The following is a 19,843-nucleotide window of genomic DNA, read 5'->3' as shown; positions in this document are numbered from 1 at the left end:
CACAAAAGAGAACGCCGATGGCTGAGATCGTCATCAAGCAGGTGGCAAAACGTTTCGGCGGCTTCACCGCGCTGCATTCGATCGACCTGACCATCGCCGACCAGGAATTCATGGTGCTGCTTGGCGCCTCGGGTTGCGGCAAGACCACGCTGCTGAGGATCGTCGCCGGGCTGGAAACGCCAAGCCAGGGCGAGGTCTGGATCGGCGGCCGTCGCGTCGACCATCTGCCGCCGCGCGAACGCGGCATCGCTATGGTGTTCCAGAATTACGCCGTGTTTCCGCACCTGACGGTATTCGAGAATATCGCCTTCGGCCTGCGCATGAAGAAGCTGCCGCAGCAGGAGGTCGACGGGCGCGTCAACCGTACCGCCGAGCTCATGCATATCGAACAGCTTTTGAAGCGCTATTCGGGCCAGCTTTCCGGCGGTCAGCGCCAACGCGTGGCTGTGGCCCGGGCCCTGGCGATGGAGCCTGACGTGATCTTGATGGACGAGCCGCTGTCCAACCTAGACGCGCTGCTGCGGCTCGAAATGCGCGCCGAGCTCAAAGGTGTGCTCGCGGCGTCCAAGACCACCACAATCTACGTTACCCACGACCAGGTCGAGGCGATGAGCCTTGCCGACCGCATCGCCGTCATGCATCAGGGCCGTATCGTCCAGGCCGCCTCGCCGGTAGAGGTCTACCGCAATCCGGCGGCCCGCTTCGTCGGCTCATTCATCGGCAACCCGCCGATGAATTTCATCCCGGCGACGAAGACGGCCGACGGCAGTTGGACCGTCGCCGGGCTGACGCTGCCCGGCCCCAAATCGGACAAGCAGACGATAGAATTCGCCATTCGCCCCGAGGATGTGGACGCCGGCAACGAAGGTATTAACGCCACCGTGCGCGTTGTCGAGCCGCTCGGACCGCACACGCTGGTCACCTGCGACATCGAGGGGGGCCTGTTCCGCGCCATCCTCGAATCGAATGCCACGGTCGCCGTCGGCGATCACTTGCGGCTTTCGCCCAAACCCGATCGCATCCGCTGGTTCGATCCCGAAACCACCAACGCCCTTTGATCCCCTTCGATTCTGAAAGTACGAACGCCCCGATGATATCTCTTGCTGTCGACGAAACCATCGCCCGCGCCGTCGAGGTGCTCAGGGAAAATGACCAAGGCACCTACACCATACCGACCAAGGGCCTCTACCCGTTTCAGTGGAACTGGGATTCCTGCCTGACCGCGCTCGGCCTTGCCCACTATGACGAGGCGCGCGCCTGGACCGAGATCGACACGCTGTTCGCCCACCAATGGCCAGACGGCATGGTGCCGCACATCGTCTTCCATGTCTGGAGCGACGGCTATTTCCCCGGGCCGGAGGTCTGGCGAACCAACCGCCCGACTGCCACCTCCGGCATCACCCAGCCGGCGGTCGCCGGCTTTGCCGTGCGCCGCTTGTTCGACCAGGCCAAGGACAAGACCCTGGCGGCCGAGCGCGCCCGCGCGCTGTTGCCGAAAATCGATGCCTGGCACCGCTGGTTCTACGGAAATCGCGACCCGGACGGCGAAGGGCTGGTCGCCATAATCCACCCATGGGAGTCCGGCCGCGACAACTCGATCGACTGGGACGAGGCGTTCGAGCGCGTGCCGACCGAAGGCGTCGAGCCCTACACCCGCCGCGACATCCTGCACGCCGATCCGGCGCATCGTCCAACCAAGGCACAGTATGACCGCTATGTCTGGCTGTTGCAGCATTTCCAAGGGCTTGGCTGGGATAATGCCCGGCTGCACGATGCCTCGCCATTCCAGGTCGTCGATCCCGGCTTCAACGCCATCCTGATCCGTTCCGCCGCCGACCTTGCCGATCTCGCCGAGGCACTTGGCGAAACCGAAATCGCAGAAGCCAATCGCGCCCGTGCCGAAAAGGGGCTTTCGGCAATGGAACGGCTGTGGAGCGACGCGCATGGCCAGTACATTTGTTTCGACCGAGTGGCCGGAAAGCATGTTGACAGCGCGTCGGTCGGCGGCATTCTGTCGGTATTTTCGGCCATCCCGGAAAGCCGGGCAGCGACCATCGCTGCAACGATCGAGCGCATCGCCGGCAAAGCGCGTTACATCGTCCCGTCGCACGATCCTGAGGATGGGCGCTTCGACCCAAAGCGCTACTGGCGCGGCCCGGTCTGGCTGGTGGTCAACTACATGATCGCCGACGGCCTTGCCGCCGCCGGCCACAGCCAAATCGCACAACGGATCACGCAATCCAGTCTCGAGCTGATCGCCGAGAGCGGTTTTGCCGAATATTACGATCCCCTCAGCGGCGAGCCGCTCGGCGGCAATCGCTTCACCTGGACCGCGGCAATGGTGATCGAGTTCCTGAAGGGCAGAGCCTGAACGCTTCCGCCTAGGCCGCCGGCTACCAAAGCCCGTTCTGTCTGCCGAATAACAGTCGACCCCATTTGCGTCTGAGGCATGTCCTGGCCCATCAAAACAGGGCCAAGGCATGCCAATCTTCACCATGCCAGAGCTATAATAATTCTTCACGAACCGCTATCTATACTGCGTCGGGGCGGGGAGAAGCGCGGCTTGGAATTCGATCTGAAAACCATTGAGGCGCTTGCTCCCGATCAGGCGTCGCTGAGCGCCGCCTCCAAGCTCAGCAAACGAACGAACTGGCCGCGGCTCGAAAAGCATGAGCAGCAGGCGCTCATCTGGGGCGAATGCCAGGGCTCCGGCTCCAATCCTTATCGAGTGGTGGTCGACACGGGTGATCACGGCTACAAATGCACCTGCCCTTCGCGCAAATTCCCATGCAAGCACACGCTGGCCCTGATGTGGATTGCCGCCACCGCGCCAGCCAGTTTTGCCGCTGCCAATACCACGCCGGAATGGGTGAATGACTGGCTTGGCCGACGCAGGAAGACAACGCCACAGCCGGCGCAACCGGCACCCGGTGCGGAAGCCAAGCGCATCGGCGAAGCCTCACAAGCCGACGAGAGCACCGCCGTTGAAGACATCGCGGCGCTGGAGCGTCGCGAGGCGGCGCAGCGCAAGCGGGCGGAAAGCACACGAGAAGCAGTGTCGGCTGGGCTCGATGAGCTTGATCAGTGGATAGCCGACCAGTTACGGCTCGGTCTGTCCGGGTTTGTCGACGCCAGCAGCGACCGTTGCCGGCGGATTGCTGCGCGGCTAGTCGATATGAAGGCAGCCGCGCTCGCCGGCCGTATCGACGAGATTCCGTCGCGGCTGATGGCGCTGCGCAGCGAGGAACGGTCTGATGCGGCAATCCGCGAGCTCGGCAAGCTCGTGCTGCTGGCCAAGGCGTGGCGGTCGGAGCCCGACGACCCCGAGCTGAAGCGCCTCGTATCAACGTCTGAACCCCGCGAACAGGTTCTCAGCAGTCCGGATGCAAGACAGGTTGAAAGCCTCTGGGAAGTTCTCGGCGAGAAGATCGAGAGCCGCCGCGATGGTCTGGTCAGCCATTCGACCTGGCTGCTCGATTTGAAAAGCGCCACCCCGCAATTTGCCGTGCTGCTCGACTTTTTCCCGGCTTCGGCCGGGCGCCGGTCCAACGCTTTTGCACCAGGCGACCGTTTCAATGCCCGACTGGTGTTTTATCCATCACGCATGCCGCTCCGCGCCCTCGTGGTGGAGCGCATGGGGGAGGTTGCGCCCGGCGCGTGGCCCGATTTTGCTTTTGGCACCGCGAAGGATCCGCTCGCCACGCATGCTTCCCATCAGGACGCCGCGCCCTGGATCGCCGATTGTCCCCTCATGCTGCCGCCCGGCGCTATCCTGCTCGACGATCGGGGCACGGCATGGTGGCAGGCGGAGGATGAACCGCAGGGGATCGCCTTGCCGATCGCCGGCGCGGTAGATCAAACCTTGCTCGGCCTCGACCTTGCGGCCACGGCAGCGCTCTGGAACGGCGCCCGGCTTGAGCTTCTGGCGGCGCAAAGCGAGTTCGGGAGGCTTGATCTGGCGTGAACGAAAGCGAGCAAACAGGCCTGGCGGCAATGCGCGATTGCTGGATCACCGGCGGTGCTACGCTCGATCTGGCTCCGGCCGGATGGAAGGCAATCGCCGGCGGTGCAAATCCCGACGAACAGGAGCGCCGGCTCCTGGCAATCGCAGCACAAGCGCTCGACGTCGCGCTGCGGCCGGCCGCGCCGACGACACTCAAGCGTCGTCCGCCGCTGCCCAGACTTGCCCTGCCCATTCTGCCGGCACGATTTCGGCCGTTGTTGAGAGCCGCTCTGAAGCACGCCGCCGACGCGAGGCGAAAGGCACGCGTGGCGGCGCTCGTCGCCAGCCGCGGCTTTGTGCTCCATCCCATGGACTGGATGCCCTCGGATCAGAACAGCCCGGACGTCTACGCACCATGGGTAGACTGGCAAGCAAGCATGAACGGGGAAAGGCTTGCCCCACAAGAGAAACTGACTGCGGAAAACTGGGATGAGTTCTATCCCGCCGCGCGACGCTTGGTCCTTGCCGATATGCGCCGTACCGACCCGACATCGGCTCGAATGTTGATCGAAGCCAAGGCGTCGGGCGAACCGGCGGAAGTCAGGCTTTCGCTGGTCGAGCTTATGCGCTTCGGCCTGAGTGCCGAGGACGTGCCTTTCCTGAAAAGCCTTTCCGCCGACAGGTCCGGCAAGGTGCGCGAACTGGCTGGCCGGCTGCTGGCAAGATTAGGAGAGCACGTTCGCCCGAGCGACCGTGGACCGGACGATCCCGTAGCCGAACTCGCCGCCTTTATCACTGAAGGCAGATCGGGCTTCATCCGCCGCCGGACGATCTACACTCCAGCAAAACTAAAATCCCAAGCGCAGGAGCATCGCCGCGCCGAACTGTTCGAGATATGCAACCTCGTCGACCTTACCGAACGGTTCAACACTACGGAAGCCGAATTCATAGGAGGCTGGCAATTTGGTGCCGACAATAAAGCCGACATCCTGATCGCACGAATGGTCGCCGCCTCAGGGAGCGAAGCCGCCCTTACGCAGATGGCGGATACGCTTATCGCCGAAGGCGGCAAACCGGCGCTGTTCGTGCTTCACCTCATGCCGCGCCTGGACAGCCGCAGAAAGCGTGTCCTCATCAGGCTGATCCTCAAGGAGACAGCTTATCTTGGCATGATCAACCTGGCGGAAGGCATCGATGTCGACTGGCTGGAATGGGACGACCTGACGAATGGACAGGCGCTCGCCGCACTGCGTTCCGCCACCGGCGGAAAAGACGACGCCGCGCGGCGGGGTCTCGACGATGTACTGGAGACGATCGGCTTCCTTGCCACCGCGACCACGGCAGCGAAATTGATCGACGACATGGTCGCGGCGGGCGTGCCGCCCGCGGCTCCTTCACTCGGGCTTCTACGTCTCAACGCATCACTGGCGGGGCCTGGAACCAACACATGACCAATCCGGAGAACAGCAAAATGAACGCAGCCATCCGCCTCCCGGTCGAGCAGGCCTACGCTTCGGAATTGCAGGCGCTGGCGCGCGATGACGACCGGCAGAGGCCTGCCGGCTGGAGCCTGTCGCCACAGGCTGTGCTGACCTATTTGCTAGGCGGGAAGGCCGGTGACGGCACCTTGGTAACGCCAAAATATGTCGGTCGCCGCCGGTTGATGGAAACCGCGGTAGCGACGCTCGCCACCGACCGTGCACTCCTGCTGCTCGGCGTTCCCGGAACCGCCAAGTCCTGGGTGTCTGAACATCTTGCCGCCACCATCATGGGCGACTCGACGCTGATCGTGCAGTGCACGGCCGGCACCGACGAGAACCAGATCCGCTATGGCTGGAACTATGCGCAGCTACTGGCAAAGGGCCCGAGCCAGGAAGCGTTGGTGCCGACGCCGCTCTACCGAGCCATGCAGAACGGCAAGCTCTGCCGGCTGGAGGAACTGACCCGCATGGGCTCAGACGTGCAGGACACGCTGATCACCGTGCTTTCCGAAAAGATGATGCCTATCCCGGAATTGAACACCTCGATCTACGCCCAGCGCGGCTTCAACATTATCGCCACGGCAAACAACCGCGACAAAGGTGTCAACGAGCTCTCGTCGGCGCTCAAGCGTCGCTTCAACGTCGTGGTGCTGCCATTGCCGGAAGACATGGCCGAAGAGGTGGCGATCGTCTCCAAACGGGTCGACGAGATGGCTGGCGGACTCGACCTGCCGGTGCCGAAAAATGTCGGCGAGGAGATCGCCCGTGTGCTGACCATCTTCCGCGAATTGCGCTCCGGCGCGACTGCCGACGGCAAGGTGACGCTGAAGACGCCTTCCGGCTCGCTGTCGACCGCAGAAGCGATCGCCACGATGGTTGGCGGGCTCAGCCAGGCGGCGTGGTTCGACAGTGGCAAGCTCGGCGCCGAAGGTCTCGCCGCCAGCCTTGTCGGCGCGATCGTGAAGGATCCGGTGCAGGACAAGGTGGTGCTGGAGGAATATCTGGAAACAGTGCTCAAGAAGCGGGCCGACTATGCCGGCTATTACGCGGCGCTGAACGCAGCGATCTGACGCCATGGGCCACGGCGACATTGCCTATTTCGGGATACGCCATCACGGGCCGGGTTCCGCCGACAGCCTGGTGCAGGCACTGCAGGATTTGAACCCGGTCGCCGTGCTGATCGAGGGGCCGATCGACGCCTCTGAGCTTCTGCCCATGCTGGCCCGCCCCGAAATGCAGCCGCCTGTGGCGCTCCTTTGCTATCCGGAGGACGATCCAGCTTCGACAAGCTTCTGGCCTTTTGCCGAGTTCTCGCCCGAATACCAGGCGGCGCTTTGGGCTGTGGGCAATAAGGCGACGTTGCAGTTTATCGACCTGCCGTCATCGGCACGGTTCACCACTGCTGCGATCGGTGGTGCGGAGGACACCGATGCGACCGAAGCTACCCAAGCCCCCGAGGATGGTGACGCGGCTCCGCTTCCACGTGATCCGATAGCCATGCTGGCACACGCCGCCGGTTATGAGGACGGCGAAAGCTGGTGGTCGGACATCATTGAACAGAACCCGGAACCCGGCCCCATATTTGCGGCCATCGCCGATGCGATGACGACACTGCGGAATGGTGAGGGTCCGATCGCGCAGTTCGAAGCCAAGCGCGAGGCGCATATGCGGCTCGAAATCGCCAAGGCGCGTAATCAGTTCGGCGGGCCGATCGCCGTCGTCTGCGGGGCATGGCATGTGCCGGCGCTGCAGGCCACCCACACTCAGAAAAACGATCAGGTCCTGATCAAGGGAATTGCCCGGCGCAAGAGCACAATGACATGGGCACCGTGGACGGGACCGCGCCTGGCGCTGGGATACGGCTATGGCGCAGGCGTCGTCGCACCGGGCTGGTGCAAGCATCTCTGGCGCACGCGCGGCCGGCGCGATGCGGCGACCCTGTGGCTTGCGACGATCGCCGCCGTGCTGCGGGCGAAGGGTCACCTGATCTCGACCGCTTCGTTGATCGAAGCGGAGCGGCTCGCCCGGACGCTAGCCGCGATTCGCGAACGACCGAAACCCGGATTTGAGGAATTGCGCGACGCCGCGATCGCCGCCCTCTTCAACGGCGAAGCGTTGCTGTGGGGGCTGGTCGAGGCCGAGCTGCTTCTGGGTTCGGACGTCGGCGAAATTCCGCCCGACACACCGCTGGCGCCGCTGATCGAGGATCTGCAGCGTAGCCAAAAGGCGGCGCGCCTAAAACCCGAGGCGCTGGAGCGGGAACTGTCGGTCGACCTGCGAAGCGAAAGCGGGCTATTTCGCTCGACATTGCTGCATCGGCTGCACGTGCTTGGTGTGCATTGGGGCAGACTCACCGATGCCGGTCGCAGCCGTGGCACCTTCCGCGAGCGGTGGACCCTAGCGTGGGAACCGGAATATGCCGTTCGTCTGGTCGAGAACCTGATCTACGGGCCGACCATCCAAAAGGCTGCCAGTGGCCGCCTAATCCGGATGATCGAAACGGCGGCGATGCTCGATACGCTTGCGGCACTGGTCCAGAGCGCCATCACTGCAAGCCTGTCGGAAGCATCGACTGCCGGCCTCGCGGCGTTGGAGGCACGCGCGGCGCGCAGCAGTGAATGCCTGGAGATCCTGGCGTCGGTGCCGCCGCTCGCCGACATTGTCCGCTACGGCGAGGCCCGCAAAACGCAAACGGACCGGCTGTCCGGCCTTATGGAGCGGCTGATCGTCGAAGGTGCGATCGCGCTTCCCTATGCTGCGCGCGATCTGGATGAGCAGGCCGCCGCGACACTGGTTGGTGCGATGCGCAAGGCCGATGAGGCGATCAGGCTGGTCGAACCCGGCCAAGACGTGCTGGACGGATGGCGCAACGGGCTGGCGGCCGTGCTGGAGGCGTCACGGTCGACGGCGCTGCTGGCCGGGTGCGCCGCACACCTGCTGTATGAAGCTGGTCGCCTGTCCGCCGAAGCCGCTGCCGGGCTGCTCGGGCGACGCCTGTCACCGGGGACGCCTGTCACTGACGCGGCCGGGTTCTTCGAAGGCTTCTTCAGCACAGCCGGTCAACGGCTGATTTATGACGAGGGTCTGCGCGGTGCGGTCGATGGGTGGCTCAGATCCCTGGACGAAGATGCTTTCATTGCGCATCTACCGCTGCTGCGCCGTGTCTTTTCCAATCTGGACAGCATGGAACGCCGCCGGCTGATCGAAGCGGTCCTCGGCCGCGCGGCGCGCTTGCCGGCTGGCGTGACGCCGACGCCGGATGGCGGCGAGGCATGGCGCCGGCACCTGGGGCTGCTTGGACCGTTGCTCAACGGAGAAACCGGCAATGGATGACGAGGCCGAAATGAACGAACCCGGCCCGCTCACTGCCGATGGCGGAAGGGAGCGCCGCTGGCGACTGGCGAGCGGCGCCGATGACGAAACGTCTGGGGCACTTTCCAGCGACGATAAACGGCTTTCGGCGGCACTCGACGCTCTCTACGGCGACGGCGTTAGCGCCGCTTCTGCCGACCCGCGCAAGCGGCGTGGCGGCCTTGGCCGGTCGGCGCCGCGCGTCGCGCAATGGATGAGCGACATTCGCTCCTTCTTTCCGGCGCAGGTCGTCCAGATCGTCCAGAAGGACGCGTTCGAACGGCTGGACCTGAAGCAGATGCTGATGGAACCGGAATTCCTCAAAGCGATCGAGGCTGACGTCAATCTCGTCGCCGACCTGATTTCGCTGCGCTCGGTCATGCCGGCCAAGACCAAGGACATTGCCCGGACGATCATTGCCGATATCGTCGGCAAGCTGATGCAGAAGCTGGAGCAGAAGACCGCGGAGGCGATACGCGGCGCTCTCGATCGATCGAGACGCACCAACCGCCCGCGTGCACGCGATATCGACTGGCAGCGCACTATTTCGGCGAACCTTCGCCACTATCAACCCGAGCATAGGACCATCGTGCCGGAGAAACTGGTCGGCTTCATGCGCAAGCAGCGCCGGCTTGTCGATCTGGATGAGGTCGTTCTCTGCGTCGACCAGTCCGGCTCGATGGCAAGCTCGGTGGTCTACGCCTCGATCTTCGCGGCGGTGATGGCCTCGCTGCCGGTTGTGCGCACGAAGCTTGTCTGCTTCGATACGGCGATCGTCGACCTGACCGAAGAGCTCAGCGATCCCGTCGAGGTGCTGTTCGGCGTGCAGCTTGGCGGCGGCACCGACATCAATCAGGCGGTCGCCTATTGCGCCGACCGTATCGAACGGCCCACCAAGTCGCATCTGGTGCTGATCACCGATCTCTATGAAGGCGGTAATGGCCAGGACCTGCTGCGGCGACTGGCAGCGCTGGTTCGATCCGGCGTAAATGTCGTCGTGCTTCTGGCGCTGACCGATCAAGGCCGGCCCGGCTACGATCCCACAATGGCAGGCTCGGTAGCAGCCCTTGGTATTCCCGTCTTTGCCTGCACGCCGGATCTGTTTCCGGACATGATGGCTGCGGCCTTACGCCGCGACGATATCGGAGCATGGGCGGCAGGCGCCGACATCAAGGTGGTCCGCGCCGAAACGCAGGCGTCGAGCCACCCATCACCAACTGCCACAGTTTGACAAAACGCGGTCCGCGCCTATGGTCGACCTGTTACACAGGAGCGGTGCATGGCGACAGCAACCGACTGCATTTTTGGCGGGTTTTCCGCATGTTTTCTTTCCAGCGAAATTCGCGTCAAGCCGCTCCTGCAATCCTCGCCGGTCTTCGCGTGCGTTGCATCGATATCTGCGCGCCAATAGCGTCCGTGAGCGCCCTCTCCTCGCGAACCGCCGAGCTTCTGTCGCGACTTGAGGGTCGGCTGGATCGGTCCGCGATCGTCTCGGCAGATGAGGCCGGGCCGCGTTACAGGGAAGACCCCGACGGCAAAACCGGTGCGCGGCCGGAGGTCGTGCTGCGACCGCGCACTGCCGGCGAGGTGTCGGACATACTGCGCCTGTGCAATGAGGCGGGGCAGAGGCTTGTGGTCCAGGGGGGCCGGACCGGGCTTGCCGGCGGCGCTCGCATCCAACCCGGCGAAGCTGTGCTGTCGCTGGAGCGCATGACTTCCGTTGAAGCTCTCGACCGCGAGGCGGCGACCATCATCGCCGAGGCCGGCGCGCCGCTGCAAGCGGTGCAGGAAGCCGCCGATGCGGCCGGCTTGCTGTTCGGCGTCGACATCGGAGCGCGCGGCACGGCCACCGTCGGCGGCAATGTCGCCACCAATGCCGGCGGCATCCGCGTGCTGCGCTACGGTATGTACCGGGCTCAGGTGCTTGGCCTGGAAGCGGTGCTTGCCGACGGCAGTATCCTGACCTCGCTCAAGGGTTTGGCGAAGGACAACTCCGGCTACGACCTCAGCCAATTGTTCATCGGCAGCGAAGGCACGCTCGGCGTGGTCACGCGCGCATGCCTGCGGCTGCATCCGAAGCCGGCCACCGAGATCAACGGCTTCTGCGCGCTTGCTTCGCTGGACGCGGCGATCACGCTGCTTGCGCTGCTCAGGCGGAAGCTCGGGCCCTTGCTATCGGCCTATGAGGTGAATTTCGCACCGCTCTATGGCGCCATGATCGCCGGCATGGAGGCGCTGGCGCCGCTGCCCGCCGGCTCGCCCGTCTATGTGCTTGCCGAGATACAGGGCAGCGAGCCCGACCGCGACGGCGAACGTTTTGCCGCGGTGCTGATGCAGGCGGTTGAAGATGGCGTGATCGACGACGTGGTCGTCTCGCAATCGCCGCGCGAATTCCGGGCGCTCTGGGCGGTGCGAGAAGAGGCCAACCGTTTCCTGTTTTCGATGGCAGGCCTGATCGGCGTCGATATCAGCATCCCACTGGTGAGAATGGCGACTTTCCTGGGCGAAACAGAAGCCGCCATCAGGGCCGTCGACCCTGGCGCCGACATCTACGTCTTCGGCCATCTCGGCGATGGCAATCTGCATTATCAGGTCCGCACCGCGGATCCGGCGGCCGCATACGGCATCGTGTACCGCGGTGTTGCCGCCGCCGGCGGCGGCGTTTCGGCCGAACATGGCATCGGCCTCGACAAGAAGGAATGGCTGCACCTTGTGCGCAGCGACGCCGAGATCGCGGCCATGCGCCGCCTGAAAGCAGCCTTCGACCCGAACAACATCCTCAATGCCGGGCGCATCTTCGACCTGGCGCCGGGCTGAAATCGAAGGCCGGTAGCGCTGGCCGGATGCTGTCTCTATCTGGTCGCGCTCTTCAATTCCGCATGCGCCACCGCAATGCGGGCAGCAAGCGCGGCGTTGTTGCGGACCAGCGCGATGTTGGCCTTCAGGCTGCGGCCTTGCGAAAGCTCATTGATGCGTGCGAGCAGAAACGGCGTTAGTTCCTTGCGCCCGATGCCGCGCTTCTCGGCCTCAGCCACGGCCGCTGCGATCGTGCCGTCGATGAACGCCGGATCGAGCGCGTCCGCTTCGGGGATAGGGTTGGCGACGAGAATGCCGGTGCCGGATTCCATCTCGTCATGCAGCAGCATGGCTCGCGCGATCTCGTCGGGCGTGTCGAGGCGATGATCGGCCTTGAGCCCGCTGGAGCGGGTGTAGAAAGCCGGAAAATCATCGCTCCCATAGGCGATCACCGGCACGCGCTGAGTTTCCAGATATTCCAGCGTCTTCGCAATATCGAGGATCGACTTAACTCCGGCGCAGACGACGGTCGTGCCGGTTTGGCCGAGTTCGGTCAGGTCGGCGGAGATATCGAAAGTGGCTTCGGCGCCGCGATGCACGCCGCCGACGCCGCCGGTCGCAAAAATGCCGATCCCGGCTAAAGCGGCGATCCGCATCGTCGCCGAGACGGTGGTTCCGGCCGAGCCGCCGCGCACCATGATGGCGGCGAGATCGCGCCCGGAAGCCTTGACCACGCCCTTTGCCGCTGCCAGCTCTTCCAGTTCACGGTCGTCGAGGCCAACCTTGATCTTGCCGGCGACCACTGCGATCGTGGCGGGCACGGCGCCGTTTTCACGCACTACGGTCTCGACACCACGGGCAGTTTCCAGATTGGCCGGATATGGCATGCCGTGGGTGATAATCGTCGATTCCAATGCCACCACCGCGCGGCCTTCATCAAGCGCAGCAGCGACTTCATCGTTCAGGTGGACAAGGAAAGGTTTCATATCATCTCGCTTTCAGGCAGGAATGCGGTACATGCCGGCGGCAAGGAAGCGCGGCGACAGATCGGGATGGACGCTGGATTCGCTCTCGGTGGTCAGTGTGGCAAGCAGCGCGCCGGTGCGCACGGCATGAGCGACCGGCTCACCCGAAAGCACCTTGTACAGTGTGCCGGCGATCATCGCGTCACCGGCGCCGGTGATATCGACGGGCTGCGCCGGGACGGAGTGCATGGTCGTCACACCGCTCTCGGTCGCAACGGCAAATCCATGCGCGCCCACGGTCACGACCACCTCGCCGGCGCCGGCCGCGCGCAGCGCTGCCGCTGCTTCCTCCGGCGTCAGCCGCCTGTCGGCATCCGTCATGCCGAGCATCGTGTTGGCCTCGTCATGATTGGTGAACAGAAGATCGACGCCGGTCAGGTCCTTCGGCAGGCGCGCTGATTTCGGCGCCGATACCGTGTCGACTGCGAGCTTGAAGCGCGCACCCTGCTTGCGCGAGATCAGTGCTGCGAGGGTCGCGGCCGGCAGATTGCAGTCGATGAACACCCATGTCGCCGAAGCCAGATGCGGCCAGAAGCGGTCGAGATAGGACGACGAAAACAGATCGAAGATCTCCATGTCGGCAATGCCGAGCACGAGGTCGTTGTTGCGGTCGAGGATGGCCGCGTATTCCGCCGTCGGCCGTTCCGTGGTGGTGATGACCTGGCTGACATCGGCGCCGAGGTCGCGCAGATGCCGCACCAGTGAGCGGCCGGTTTCATCGTCGCCGACGATCGAGACGAAGCTTATGTCGACGCCGAGGCGGGCAAGGTTTTCGGCGACGTTGCGGGCAACCCCGCCGAAGCTGCGATAGCCGTCGACCGGGTTCGACGTCTCGAAAATCAGATCCTTCTTGGCGTGGTATTTGCGGTCGAGCACCGCGCCGCCGACGCAGACCATGCGCTTGGACGTCGGCAAGACGTAACCACGGCCGAGAATGTATCCCTTGTTGACGAGTTGCACGATGTGGGCCGCGACCGTCGAGCGGGCGATGCCGAGCACCGTTGCTATGTCCTGCTGGCCGGCGAATGGGTTCGCCGCAATGAGGTCGAGAACCGCTTGTTCCTGTGCTCCAAGGTCGTCCATTGTCTCACCCGGCCGTCAAATTCGAGGCTGAACGCTTTCGCAACAACAGATGACATTGTCAACATTTGTTTCGACCGGCGGCATTTGACCAATCGGCGCTCCCGCGACTCTCTGCCAGCCGGACGAAGAAAGCGGGTGAGCACATTGAAGAAAGCTATTTCACCAAGGAGGACGAAAGTTGCTCTTGTCGGCGTGCAGCGCCAGGGAGGAACTGAGGCCTTAACGCGAGACGGCGAAGAGCGCTAAGCCTTCAGCACCGAGACGGCCAATTCGCTGTTGTGGACGTATTCGTTGGCGTCAGGCTGCTTCTGCACGAGCAGGATGAACAGCAGGTCGGTCAGCGTCAGTTGTGCATCACGCGCAGTTATCGATGACGAGCGCGCGCGCTCTTCATCGGCGATCGTGTGGAGGCGAATGTCGGCAACCCGGCTCAGCGGATTGTCGCGAAGTCCGGTGACGGCGATAACGGTGGTGCCACGTTTGCGGGCAAGTTCAGCTATCCGCAGGGTTTCGATGCTCGCCCCGGAATAGGAGAGCGCGAACAGCACGTCACCTCGTCCAAGCGTCGAGACATTGGCCATTTGCACATGGCTGTCGCTGTCATGCAGCACGTTGCGGCCGAGCTTCATCAGCTTGTAGGAAAAATCGCGCGCCACCAGCGAGGATGCGCCGACGCCGGCCAAATGAATGCGGCGCGCACCGTGCAACGCTTCGAGGGCCTTGCCGATTTCCTGCTCGGTGTTGGCCGCGACGGTCTGTTGCATCGACAAGAGCTTGCTGCCGATCAGCTTGCGCAAGATGACCAGATAGCTGTCATCGACCTCAATCGAACCGTGGATCATGCCGGCCGGCACGTGCCATTCCTGCGACTTGGCCTCACTGACGGCGAGCTTAAGCTCCTGATAGCTGGAATAGCCGAGCTTCTGGCTGAATTTGACGACGCTCGATTGGCTGCGGCCGATCTCGGCGGCAAGCGCCGCCGTCGACAGGCGGAGCATCTGGTCGGGATTATCGACGATATACCGACCGATCTCGCGGTCGCCGGGCGCCATGACTTCGAGCTTGGCCTCGATCTTCTTCAGGACGGACATGCGTTCCTCCATTGCCTGTCATCGACAATGCCAAGCCAAGGAATAAATTATTCCGTCTCTGATTGACAGCCAAGAATGAACCATCAAATCTCGACTGGTGCGGTTGCGGCCCAGCCTTCGGGCATGTCGACGATTCGGACATGAAAGATCGTAGACTCGCCGACAGCTCGGGATTAGGTCAGAGCCATGGACAAATTGCGGATCGTCGGCGGGCACAGGCTTGAGGGCGCGGTGACGATCTCCGGCGCCAAGAACGCGGCCTTGCCGCAAATAGCGGCGGCGTTGCTCAGCCCCTATCCGCTGCAGCTGACCAACCTGCCTGAGGTGACGGATGTCGACAACATGCTTGGCGTCGTCGGCCTTCATGGGGCCGAAGTCACCAGATCGGCGCATGCCGCCACAATCGATACCAGTGCTGCCGCTTCCAGGGAGACAAGCTACGATACCGTCAGGCGCATGCGCGCGACGGTGCTGGTTCTCGGTCCACTGCTTGCCCGCTTCGGCCATGCCCGGGTCTCGCTGCCTGGCGGCTGCGCGATCGGCGCACGGCCGGTCGACATGCATGTCGCCGCACTTGCCGCACTTGGCGCCGATATCGCGATCAAAAACGGACTGATCGTCGCGTCTGCGCCGGGCGGACTGAAAGGCGCGCGCATCGTTTTGAGCTCGCCGTCGGTCGGCGCGACCGAAACGGCGATGATGGCGGCGACGACGGCAAACGGCGAGACCGAGATCCTCAACGCGGCCCGCGAGCCGGAGGTGGCCGATCTTGCCGCCTGCCTGAACGACATGGGCGCGCGGATCGAGGGCGCCGGCACGCACCGCATCCTGATCGGGGGCAGCACAGACTGGCGCGCCGCCACGCACGACATCATCCCGGACCGGATAGAGGCCGGCACCTATGCCGTCGCAGCGGCCATCACCGGCGGTCAGCTCGAGCTGACCCACGCGCGGCTCGAGCACATGGCATCCGTCGTCCAGCTGCTCGAAGCAGCCGGTGTGAGAATATGGCCGGGCGACCGCGGGCTGATCGTATCGAGAGACGGGCCGCTCAAGGCGGTCGACGTGACGACGGAGCCCTATCCGGGCTTTCCGACCGATCTCCAGGCGCAGTTCATGGCGTTGATGTGCTGTGCCGAGGGCGCTTCGCTGTTGCGCGAGACGATCTTCGAGAACCGCTTCATGCATGTGCCTGAACTGATGCGGCTCGGCGCCAATATCAAGCTGCAAGGCACCATGGCGCTGGTGCGCGGAGGCGAGAAGCTGAAGGGCGCGCAAGTGATGGCGACCGACCTGCGCGCCTCCGTCTCGCTGGTGCTGGCAGCGCTGGTGTCGGAGGGCGAGACGACGATCAATCGCGTCTATCATCTCGACCGCGGGTACGAGCAGTTGGACCGCAAGCTCCGGCTGTGCGGCGCCCAGATCGAACGAATAAGGCAATGAGTGCCGGTGGGGCGTCTCCGCATTATTTCCTGGGCGTCGATGGCGGCGGAACCGGCTGCCGGGCGCGTATCGAAGACGAGGCAGGAACCGTGCTCGGGCAAGGCCTGTCGGGCCCGGCGACAACGCGACTCGGTATAGAGGTGGCCTGGGCCTCGATTGCCAAAGCCTTTGGCGCGGCGATCGAAGAGGCAGGGTTCGCGGCGGCGGAAATCGCCAGTATCCGCGCGGGTATCGGTGTTGCCGGCATCGGCCGTAAGGGTGCGCTCGAGGCGTTTCATGGCATCGAACAACCCTTTGCGAGCATCGACTTCCTCAGCGACGGCGTCGCGGCTTGCCTTGGCGCGCATTCGGGTCAAGACGGCGCCATCGTCATAGCCGGGACCGGTTCGATCGGGCTCGGCTTTGTCGAAGGGCGCGACCTGCGCGTCGGCGGCTACGGTTTTCCGATTTCCGACGAGGGCAGCGGCGCCGATCTTGGACTGAAGGCAGTGCAGCTTGCCTTGCGAGCCCATGACGGCCGGCATGAGCGGACGGCGCTGCTGGCCGAGGTGATGCAGCGCTTCAAGGACGATCCGTTCGAGGCGGTGGCCTGGATGGACCGCGCCAGCGCGACGGACTATGCCGCCATGGCGCCGATGGTGATCCGCCATGCCGACCAGGGCGATCCGGCCGGTCGGCGGATCGTGCAAGGCGCTGCCGAGCAGATCGACACCTTCGTGCGGGTGCTGTTCGAAAAAGGCGCGCCGCGGGTTACGTTGCTCGGAGGGTTGTCCAGCCCGCTTGAGCCATGGCTCGCTCCCGACGTCCGCCGACGGCTGAAGCCGGCCGACGGCGATGCGGTTTCGGGAGCCATAATCCTGGCCAGAAAATCCCTCTGCCGCCAGTGATGCCTTGCTCGGCAAGGAATATAATATTCCTACTTTCCATTGACAAAGGGAATATCGAATTCTAAAAAGTTAACGAAACAGAACCGGCGCAGCCGGTACGGAGCCGACGGCCAGGTGCAGGCACTGGACGCCGCTTGCCGCGGGCATCACAGTCCTGCTCGCAGTCGCACTTGAAAGTAAGCGAAGTGGTCGAACAAGGGTTGATGTCGGAGCTGGAGCGGCTGGTTTCCGAGGACCGGAACCCGAAAACCATGGACATCGATCTGTTGCCGACCCTCGAGGTGCTGCGCAAGATCAATGACGAGGACAAAGGCGTTGCGGCAGCCGTCGAGAAGGTCATCCCCGATATTGCTGCGGCCGTGGATCGGATCGTGAGCGCGTTCCAGAACGGTGCACGCCTTGTCTATATGGGGGCTGGCACCAGCGGCCGGCTCGGCGTCCTCGACGCCTCGGAATGTCCGCCGACCTTCGGCGTACCCGAGGACATGGTGGTGGGCCTGATCGCCGGCGGCGTCGACGCGCTGGTGCACTCTGCGGAAGGCGCCGAGGACGATCCGAAACAGGGAATAAAGGCGCTGCAGGACATCAAGCTGACCGCTGGCGACGTGGTGGTCGGCATCGCTGTCAGCGGACGCACACCTTATGTCATCGGTGGCCTGACCTATGCCAAGGAAGTGGGAGCCACCACCGTGGCGTTGTCCTGCAATCCTCGATCGACCATTGCGGGCATTGCCGATATTGGCATCTCTCCGGTGGTTGGCCCGGAGGTCCTCACCGGCTCGACCCGGCTGAAATCGGGAACCGCGCAAAAGCTGGTGCTCAATATGCTGTCTACCGCCAGCATGATCCGCATCGGCAAGAGCTATCAGAACCTGATGGTTGACCTCAATCCAAGCAACAAGAAGCTTGTCGCAAGGGCGGTCAGGATCGTGATGCAGACGACCGGCTGCGCGGCACAGCAGGCACGACAGGCACTCGACCAGACCGGCAATGATGTAAAACTGGCAATCCTGGTGACGATCACCGGCATGGGTGTCGAAGAAGCACGTAAGGCGCTTGCCAACGCGGGAGGTTTCCTGCGCAAGGCGATAGGCGAAAAGACGGTGTAAGACCGCATGGATACTGGGCCGATGTTCCGGGGCGTGTGTCCCTTTGAAGCGGTCCGGGGAACTGCAAGGCATCTGGTTTAACAATAATGGGAGAACGACAATGGTACGGCACATTGGCAAGAAACTGCTTTCCGGCATGACGCTCGCGGCAATGGTTGCCATCGCCGCGCTACCGGTGCAGGCGAGTGCGGCGACGCTGCATATGGCGTGGTCGCAGGACGCCACCGGTCTTGATCCGCACAAGCAGACCGCATTCTCCTCACTGCGGCTGCTGGAGCTGATCTACGAACCGCTGGTGCGGCTCGACGCAAACCTGCAAATCACGCCCGCGATTGCCGATTCATGGCAGTTCTCGCCGGACGGCAAGGAGCTGAGCTTCAAGCTCAATCCGAAAGCAAAATTCCAGAACGGCGCCGCCGTGACCTCGGCCGACGTCAAGGCATCGTTCGAGCGCATACTCGACGAGAAGACGGGTGCTGCGGCGCGCGCCAACTTTCTCTCGATCGCCAGCATCGACACGCCCGATCCCGCCACCGTCGTGTTCCACCTCTCGCAGCCGGACGTGCCGATCCTGACGGCGATGAGCGACGTCAATGCGGCGATCGTCCCGGCAAGCGAAATCGCGGCCGGCTCGATCGGCACGACAACGATCGGCTCGGGTCCGTTCAAGCTCGAAAAATGGGATCCGAATTCCAAGGAAGTGCTTGTCGCCAACAAGGACTGGGCAGGCGGCGCGACCGGCGTCGACGGCATCGAAATCAGCGTGCTGCCGGACGAGACGGCGATCCTGGCGGCGATGCGCACCAAGCAGATCGATTTTGCCCTGCTCAACGATCCGCTTGTCGCCACGCTGGTGCCCAAGGAAGCCAGCCTGCAGTTGAACCGTGTGCCGGTGCTTGCCTATCACGTGCTGCAGCTCAATCCCTCCCGCAAGCCGATGACCGAACTCAAGGTGCGTCAGGCGATTTCCTGCGCCATCGACCGGCAGGAAGTGCTGGACACCGCCTCGCTCGACGAAGGCAAGGTCACCGGCCCGCTGACCATCCCGGCACTGGCGACCGATCCGAAGCAGTTGTTCTGCTATAAGCGCGACATTGAGAAGGCCAAGCAGTTGATGGCCGAAGCCGGCTATGCCGACGGCTTTTCGGCGACCGTGATCGGCGCCACCGGCGAGCCGCCGACGGCAGCGGCGGAAGCCCAGGTCATCCAGTCGCAACTCGCAGAAATCGGCGTCAAGCTCGACATCAAGATGATGGAGCTCAACGTCTATGTCGACGCCTGGCTGAAGGGCGATTTCGACATGGCCGTCGCGCTGAACGGCGGCAGGGCCGATCCCTACACTATGTACAACCGCTACTGGACCAAGACGGGCAATCTGCAGAAGGTGGCGAACTATATCGACGACACGCTGGACAGGCTTATGCAGAAGGGCCGCACCGAGACCGACCCGGCAGCGCGCAAAGCGATCTTCGCCGACTTCGAGAAGCACATCACTGAGATGTCGCCCTGGATCTGGCTCTACACGTCCTACAGCTACACGGCACAGCAGAAGAATATCGCAGGATTCGAACCGGTGCCGACAGGTTCGCTGTTCAGCCTCGCCAAGGTGACGATCCAGTAGCTGCTTTGATGCC

General features: G+C 63.6%; 15 protein-coding genes. 12 read left to right on the top strand and 3 right to left on the bottom strand.

Annotated elements, in window-relative coordinates; translation table 11 throughout:
- Positions 1–17: 17 nt before the first annotated feature.
- From NKI18_RS11095 to NKI18_RS11060, 8 genes are all read left to right on the top strand, one after another.
- Positions 18–1,058: an ABC transporter ATP-binding protein gene (locus tag NKI18_RS11095; protein ID WP_352615046.1), complete on the top strand. Its 1,041-nt coding sequence runs from the start codon at positions 18–20 to the stop codon at positions 1,056–1,058.
- Between the two features lie 32 nt (positions 1,059–1,090).
- Positions 1,091–2,371, top strand: coding sequence for an amylo-alpha-1,6-glucosidase (locus NKI18_RS11090; RefSeq protein ID WP_352615044.1), 1,281 nt, complete (start codon positions 1,091–1,093; stop codon positions 2,369–2,371).
- Positions 2,372–2,563: 192 nt separating this feature from the next.
- Positions 2,564–3,964, top strand: coding sequence for an SWIM zinc finger family protein (locus NKI18_RS11085; RefSeq protein ID WP_352615042.1), 1,401 nt, complete (start codon positions 2,564–2,566; stop codon positions 3,962–3,964).
- Positions 3,965–4,269: 305 nt separating this feature from the next.
- Entirely contained in the window at positions 4,270–5,394 is a 1,125-nt protein-coding gene (locus NKI18_RS11080) for a DUF5691 domain-containing protein (RefSeq protein WP_352615040.1), read from the top strand.
- A gap of 20 nt (positions 5,395–5,414) precedes the next feature.
- On the top strand, positions 5,415–6,494 hold the full coding sequence (locus NKI18_RS11075) for an ATP-binding protein (RefSeq protein ID WP_352615038.1): 1,080 nt from the start codon (positions 5,415–5,417) through the stop codon (positions 6,492–6,494).
- A 4-nt stretch (positions 6,495–6,498) separates the two neighbouring features.
- On the top strand, positions 6,499–8,757 hold the full coding sequence (locus tag NKI18_RS11070; protein WP_353019705.1) for a DUF5682 family protein: 2,259 nt from the start codon (positions 6,499–6,501) through the stop codon (positions 8,755–8,757).
- A complete protein-coding gene (locus tag NKI18_RS11065) occupies positions 8,750–10,006 on the top strand; it encodes a VWA domain-containing protein (RefSeq protein WP_352455254.1) in 1,257 nt (418 codons plus the stop codon). Before NKI18_RS11070 ends, NKI18_RS11065 begins: the two co-directional genes overlap by 8 nt.
- A gap of 185 nt (positions 10,007–10,191) precedes the next feature.
- The gene (locus NKI18_RS11060; RefSeq protein ID WP_502900682.1) at positions 10,192–11,592 is read left to right on the top strand and encodes an FAD-binding oxidoreductase; all 1,401 of its coding nucleotides are present in this window, start codon (positions 10,192–10,194) and stop codon (positions 11,590–11,592) included.
- A gap of 35 nt (positions 11,593–11,627) precedes the next feature.
- Here the strand turns inward: NKI18_RS11060 and NKI18_RS11055 are convergent, their stop codons facing one another.
- The 3 genes from NKI18_RS11055 to NKI18_RS11045 form a co-directional block, all read right to left on the bottom strand.
- Positions 11,628–12,557, bottom strand: coding sequence for a pseudouridine-5'-phosphate glycosidase (locus tag NKI18_RS11055; RefSeq protein ID WP_023676041.1), 930 nt, complete (start codon positions 12,555–12,557; stop codon positions 11,628–11,630).
- Between the two features lie 12 nt (positions 12,558–12,569).
- Positions 12,570–13,679 carry a carbohydrate kinase gene (locus NKI18_RS11050; RefSeq protein WP_352701819.1) on the bottom strand — a complete coding sequence of 370 codons (1,110 nt, stop codon included), beginning with the start codon at positions 13,677–13,679 and terminating at the stop codon, positions 12,570–12,572.
- 242 nt (positions 13,680–13,921) lie between these two features.
- Positions 13,922–14,770 (bottom strand): MurR/RpiR family transcriptional regulator, encoded by an 849-nt coding sequence (locus tag NKI18_RS11045; RefSeq protein WP_352455256.1) that lies wholly within the window; start codon positions 14,768–14,770, stop codon positions 13,922–13,924.
- 186 nt (positions 14,771–14,956) lie between these two features.
- Between NKI18_RS11045 and murA the strand changes: the two genes are divergently transcribed.
- The 4 genes from murA to NKI18_RS11025 all read left to right on the top strand — a co-directional run bounded on the left by murA (position 14,957) and on the right by NKI18_RS11025 (position 19,830).
- Positions 14,957–16,213 (top strand): UDP-N-acetylglucosamine 1-carboxyvinyltransferase, encoded by a 1,257-nt coding sequence (gene murA / locus NKI18_RS11040; protein ID WP_352455257.1) that lies wholly within the window; start codon positions 14,957–14,959, stop codon positions 16,211–16,213.
- Positions 16,210–17,100 (top strand): glucosamine kinase nucleotide-binding domain-containing protein, encoded by an 891-nt coding sequence (locus NKI18_RS11035; RefSeq protein ID WP_352455258.1) that lies wholly within the window; start codon positions 16,210–16,212, stop codon positions 17,098–17,100. Before murA ends, NKI18_RS11035 begins: the two co-directional genes overlap by 4 nt.
- Positions 17,101–17,285: 185 nt before the next feature.
- The gene (gene murQ, locus NKI18_RS11030) at positions 17,286–18,209 is read left to right on the top strand and encodes an N-acetylmuramic acid 6-phosphate etherase (RefSeq protein ID WP_352455307.1); all 924 of its coding nucleotides are present in this window, start codon (positions 17,286–17,288) and stop codon (positions 18,207–18,209) included.
- 100 nt (positions 18,210–18,309) lie between these two features.
- A complete protein-coding gene (locus NKI18_RS11025) occupies positions 18,310–19,830 on the top strand; it encodes an ABC transporter substrate-binding protein (protein ID WP_352615032.1) in 1,521 nt (506 codons plus the stop codon).
- Positions 19,831–19,843 lie beyond the last annotated feature (13 nt).

Origin of the sequence: Mesorhizobium sp. M0800 (assembly GCF_040320095.1) — a bacterium.
In the GTDB taxonomy this organism is placed as follows: Bacteria; Pseudomonadota; Alphaproteobacteria; order Rhizobiales; family Rhizobiaceae; genus Mesorhizobium.
The sequence above is the reverse complement of the archived record's forward strand: the minus strand, read 5'-3'. Positions and strand labels throughout refer to the sequence as shown.

Coding starts and splice junctions, on each gene's coding strand:
- NKI18_RS11055 (WP_023676041.1), bottom strand. CDS start 12,557: ATGAAACCTTTCCTTGTCCACCTGAACGATGAAGTCGCTGCTGCGCTT.
- NKI18_RS11025 (WP_352615032.1), top strand. CDS start 18,310: ATGGTACGGCACATTGGCAAGAAACTGCTTTCCGGCATGACGCTCGCG.
- NKI18_RS11050 (WP_352701819.1), bottom strand. CDS start 13,679: ATGGACGACCTTGGAGCACAGGAACAAGCGGTTCTCGACCTCATTGCG.
- NKI18_RS11095 (WP_352615046.1), top strand. CDS start 18: ATGGCTGAGATCGTCATCAAGCAGGTGGCAAAACGTTTCGGCGGCTTC.
- murA (WP_352455257.1), top strand. CDS start 14,957: ATGGACAAATTGCGGATCGTCGGCGGGCACAGGCTTGAGGGCGCGGTG.
- NKI18_RS11075 (WP_352615038.1), top strand. CDS start 5,415: ATGAACGCAGCCATCCGCCTCCCGGTCGAGCAGGCCTACGCTTCGGAA.
- NKI18_RS11090 (WP_352615044.1), top strand. CDS start 1,091: ATGATATCTCTTGCTGTCGACGAAACCATCGCCCGCGCCGTCGAGGTG.
- NKI18_RS11070 (WP_353019705.1), top strand. CDS start 6,499: ATGGGCCACGGCGACATTGCCTATTTCGGGATACGCCATCACGGGCCG.
- NKI18_RS11045 (WP_352455256.1), bottom strand. CDS start 14,770: ATGTCCGTCCTGAAGAAGATCGAGGCCAAGCTCGAAGTCATGGCGCCC.
- NKI18_RS11035 (WP_352455258.1), top strand. CDS start 16,210: ATGAGTGCCGGTGGGGCGTCTCCGCATTATTTCCTGGGCGTCGATGGC.
- NKI18_RS11065 (WP_352455254.1), top strand. CDS start 8,750: ATGGATGACGAGGCCGAAATGAACGAACCCGGCCCGCTCACTGCCGAT.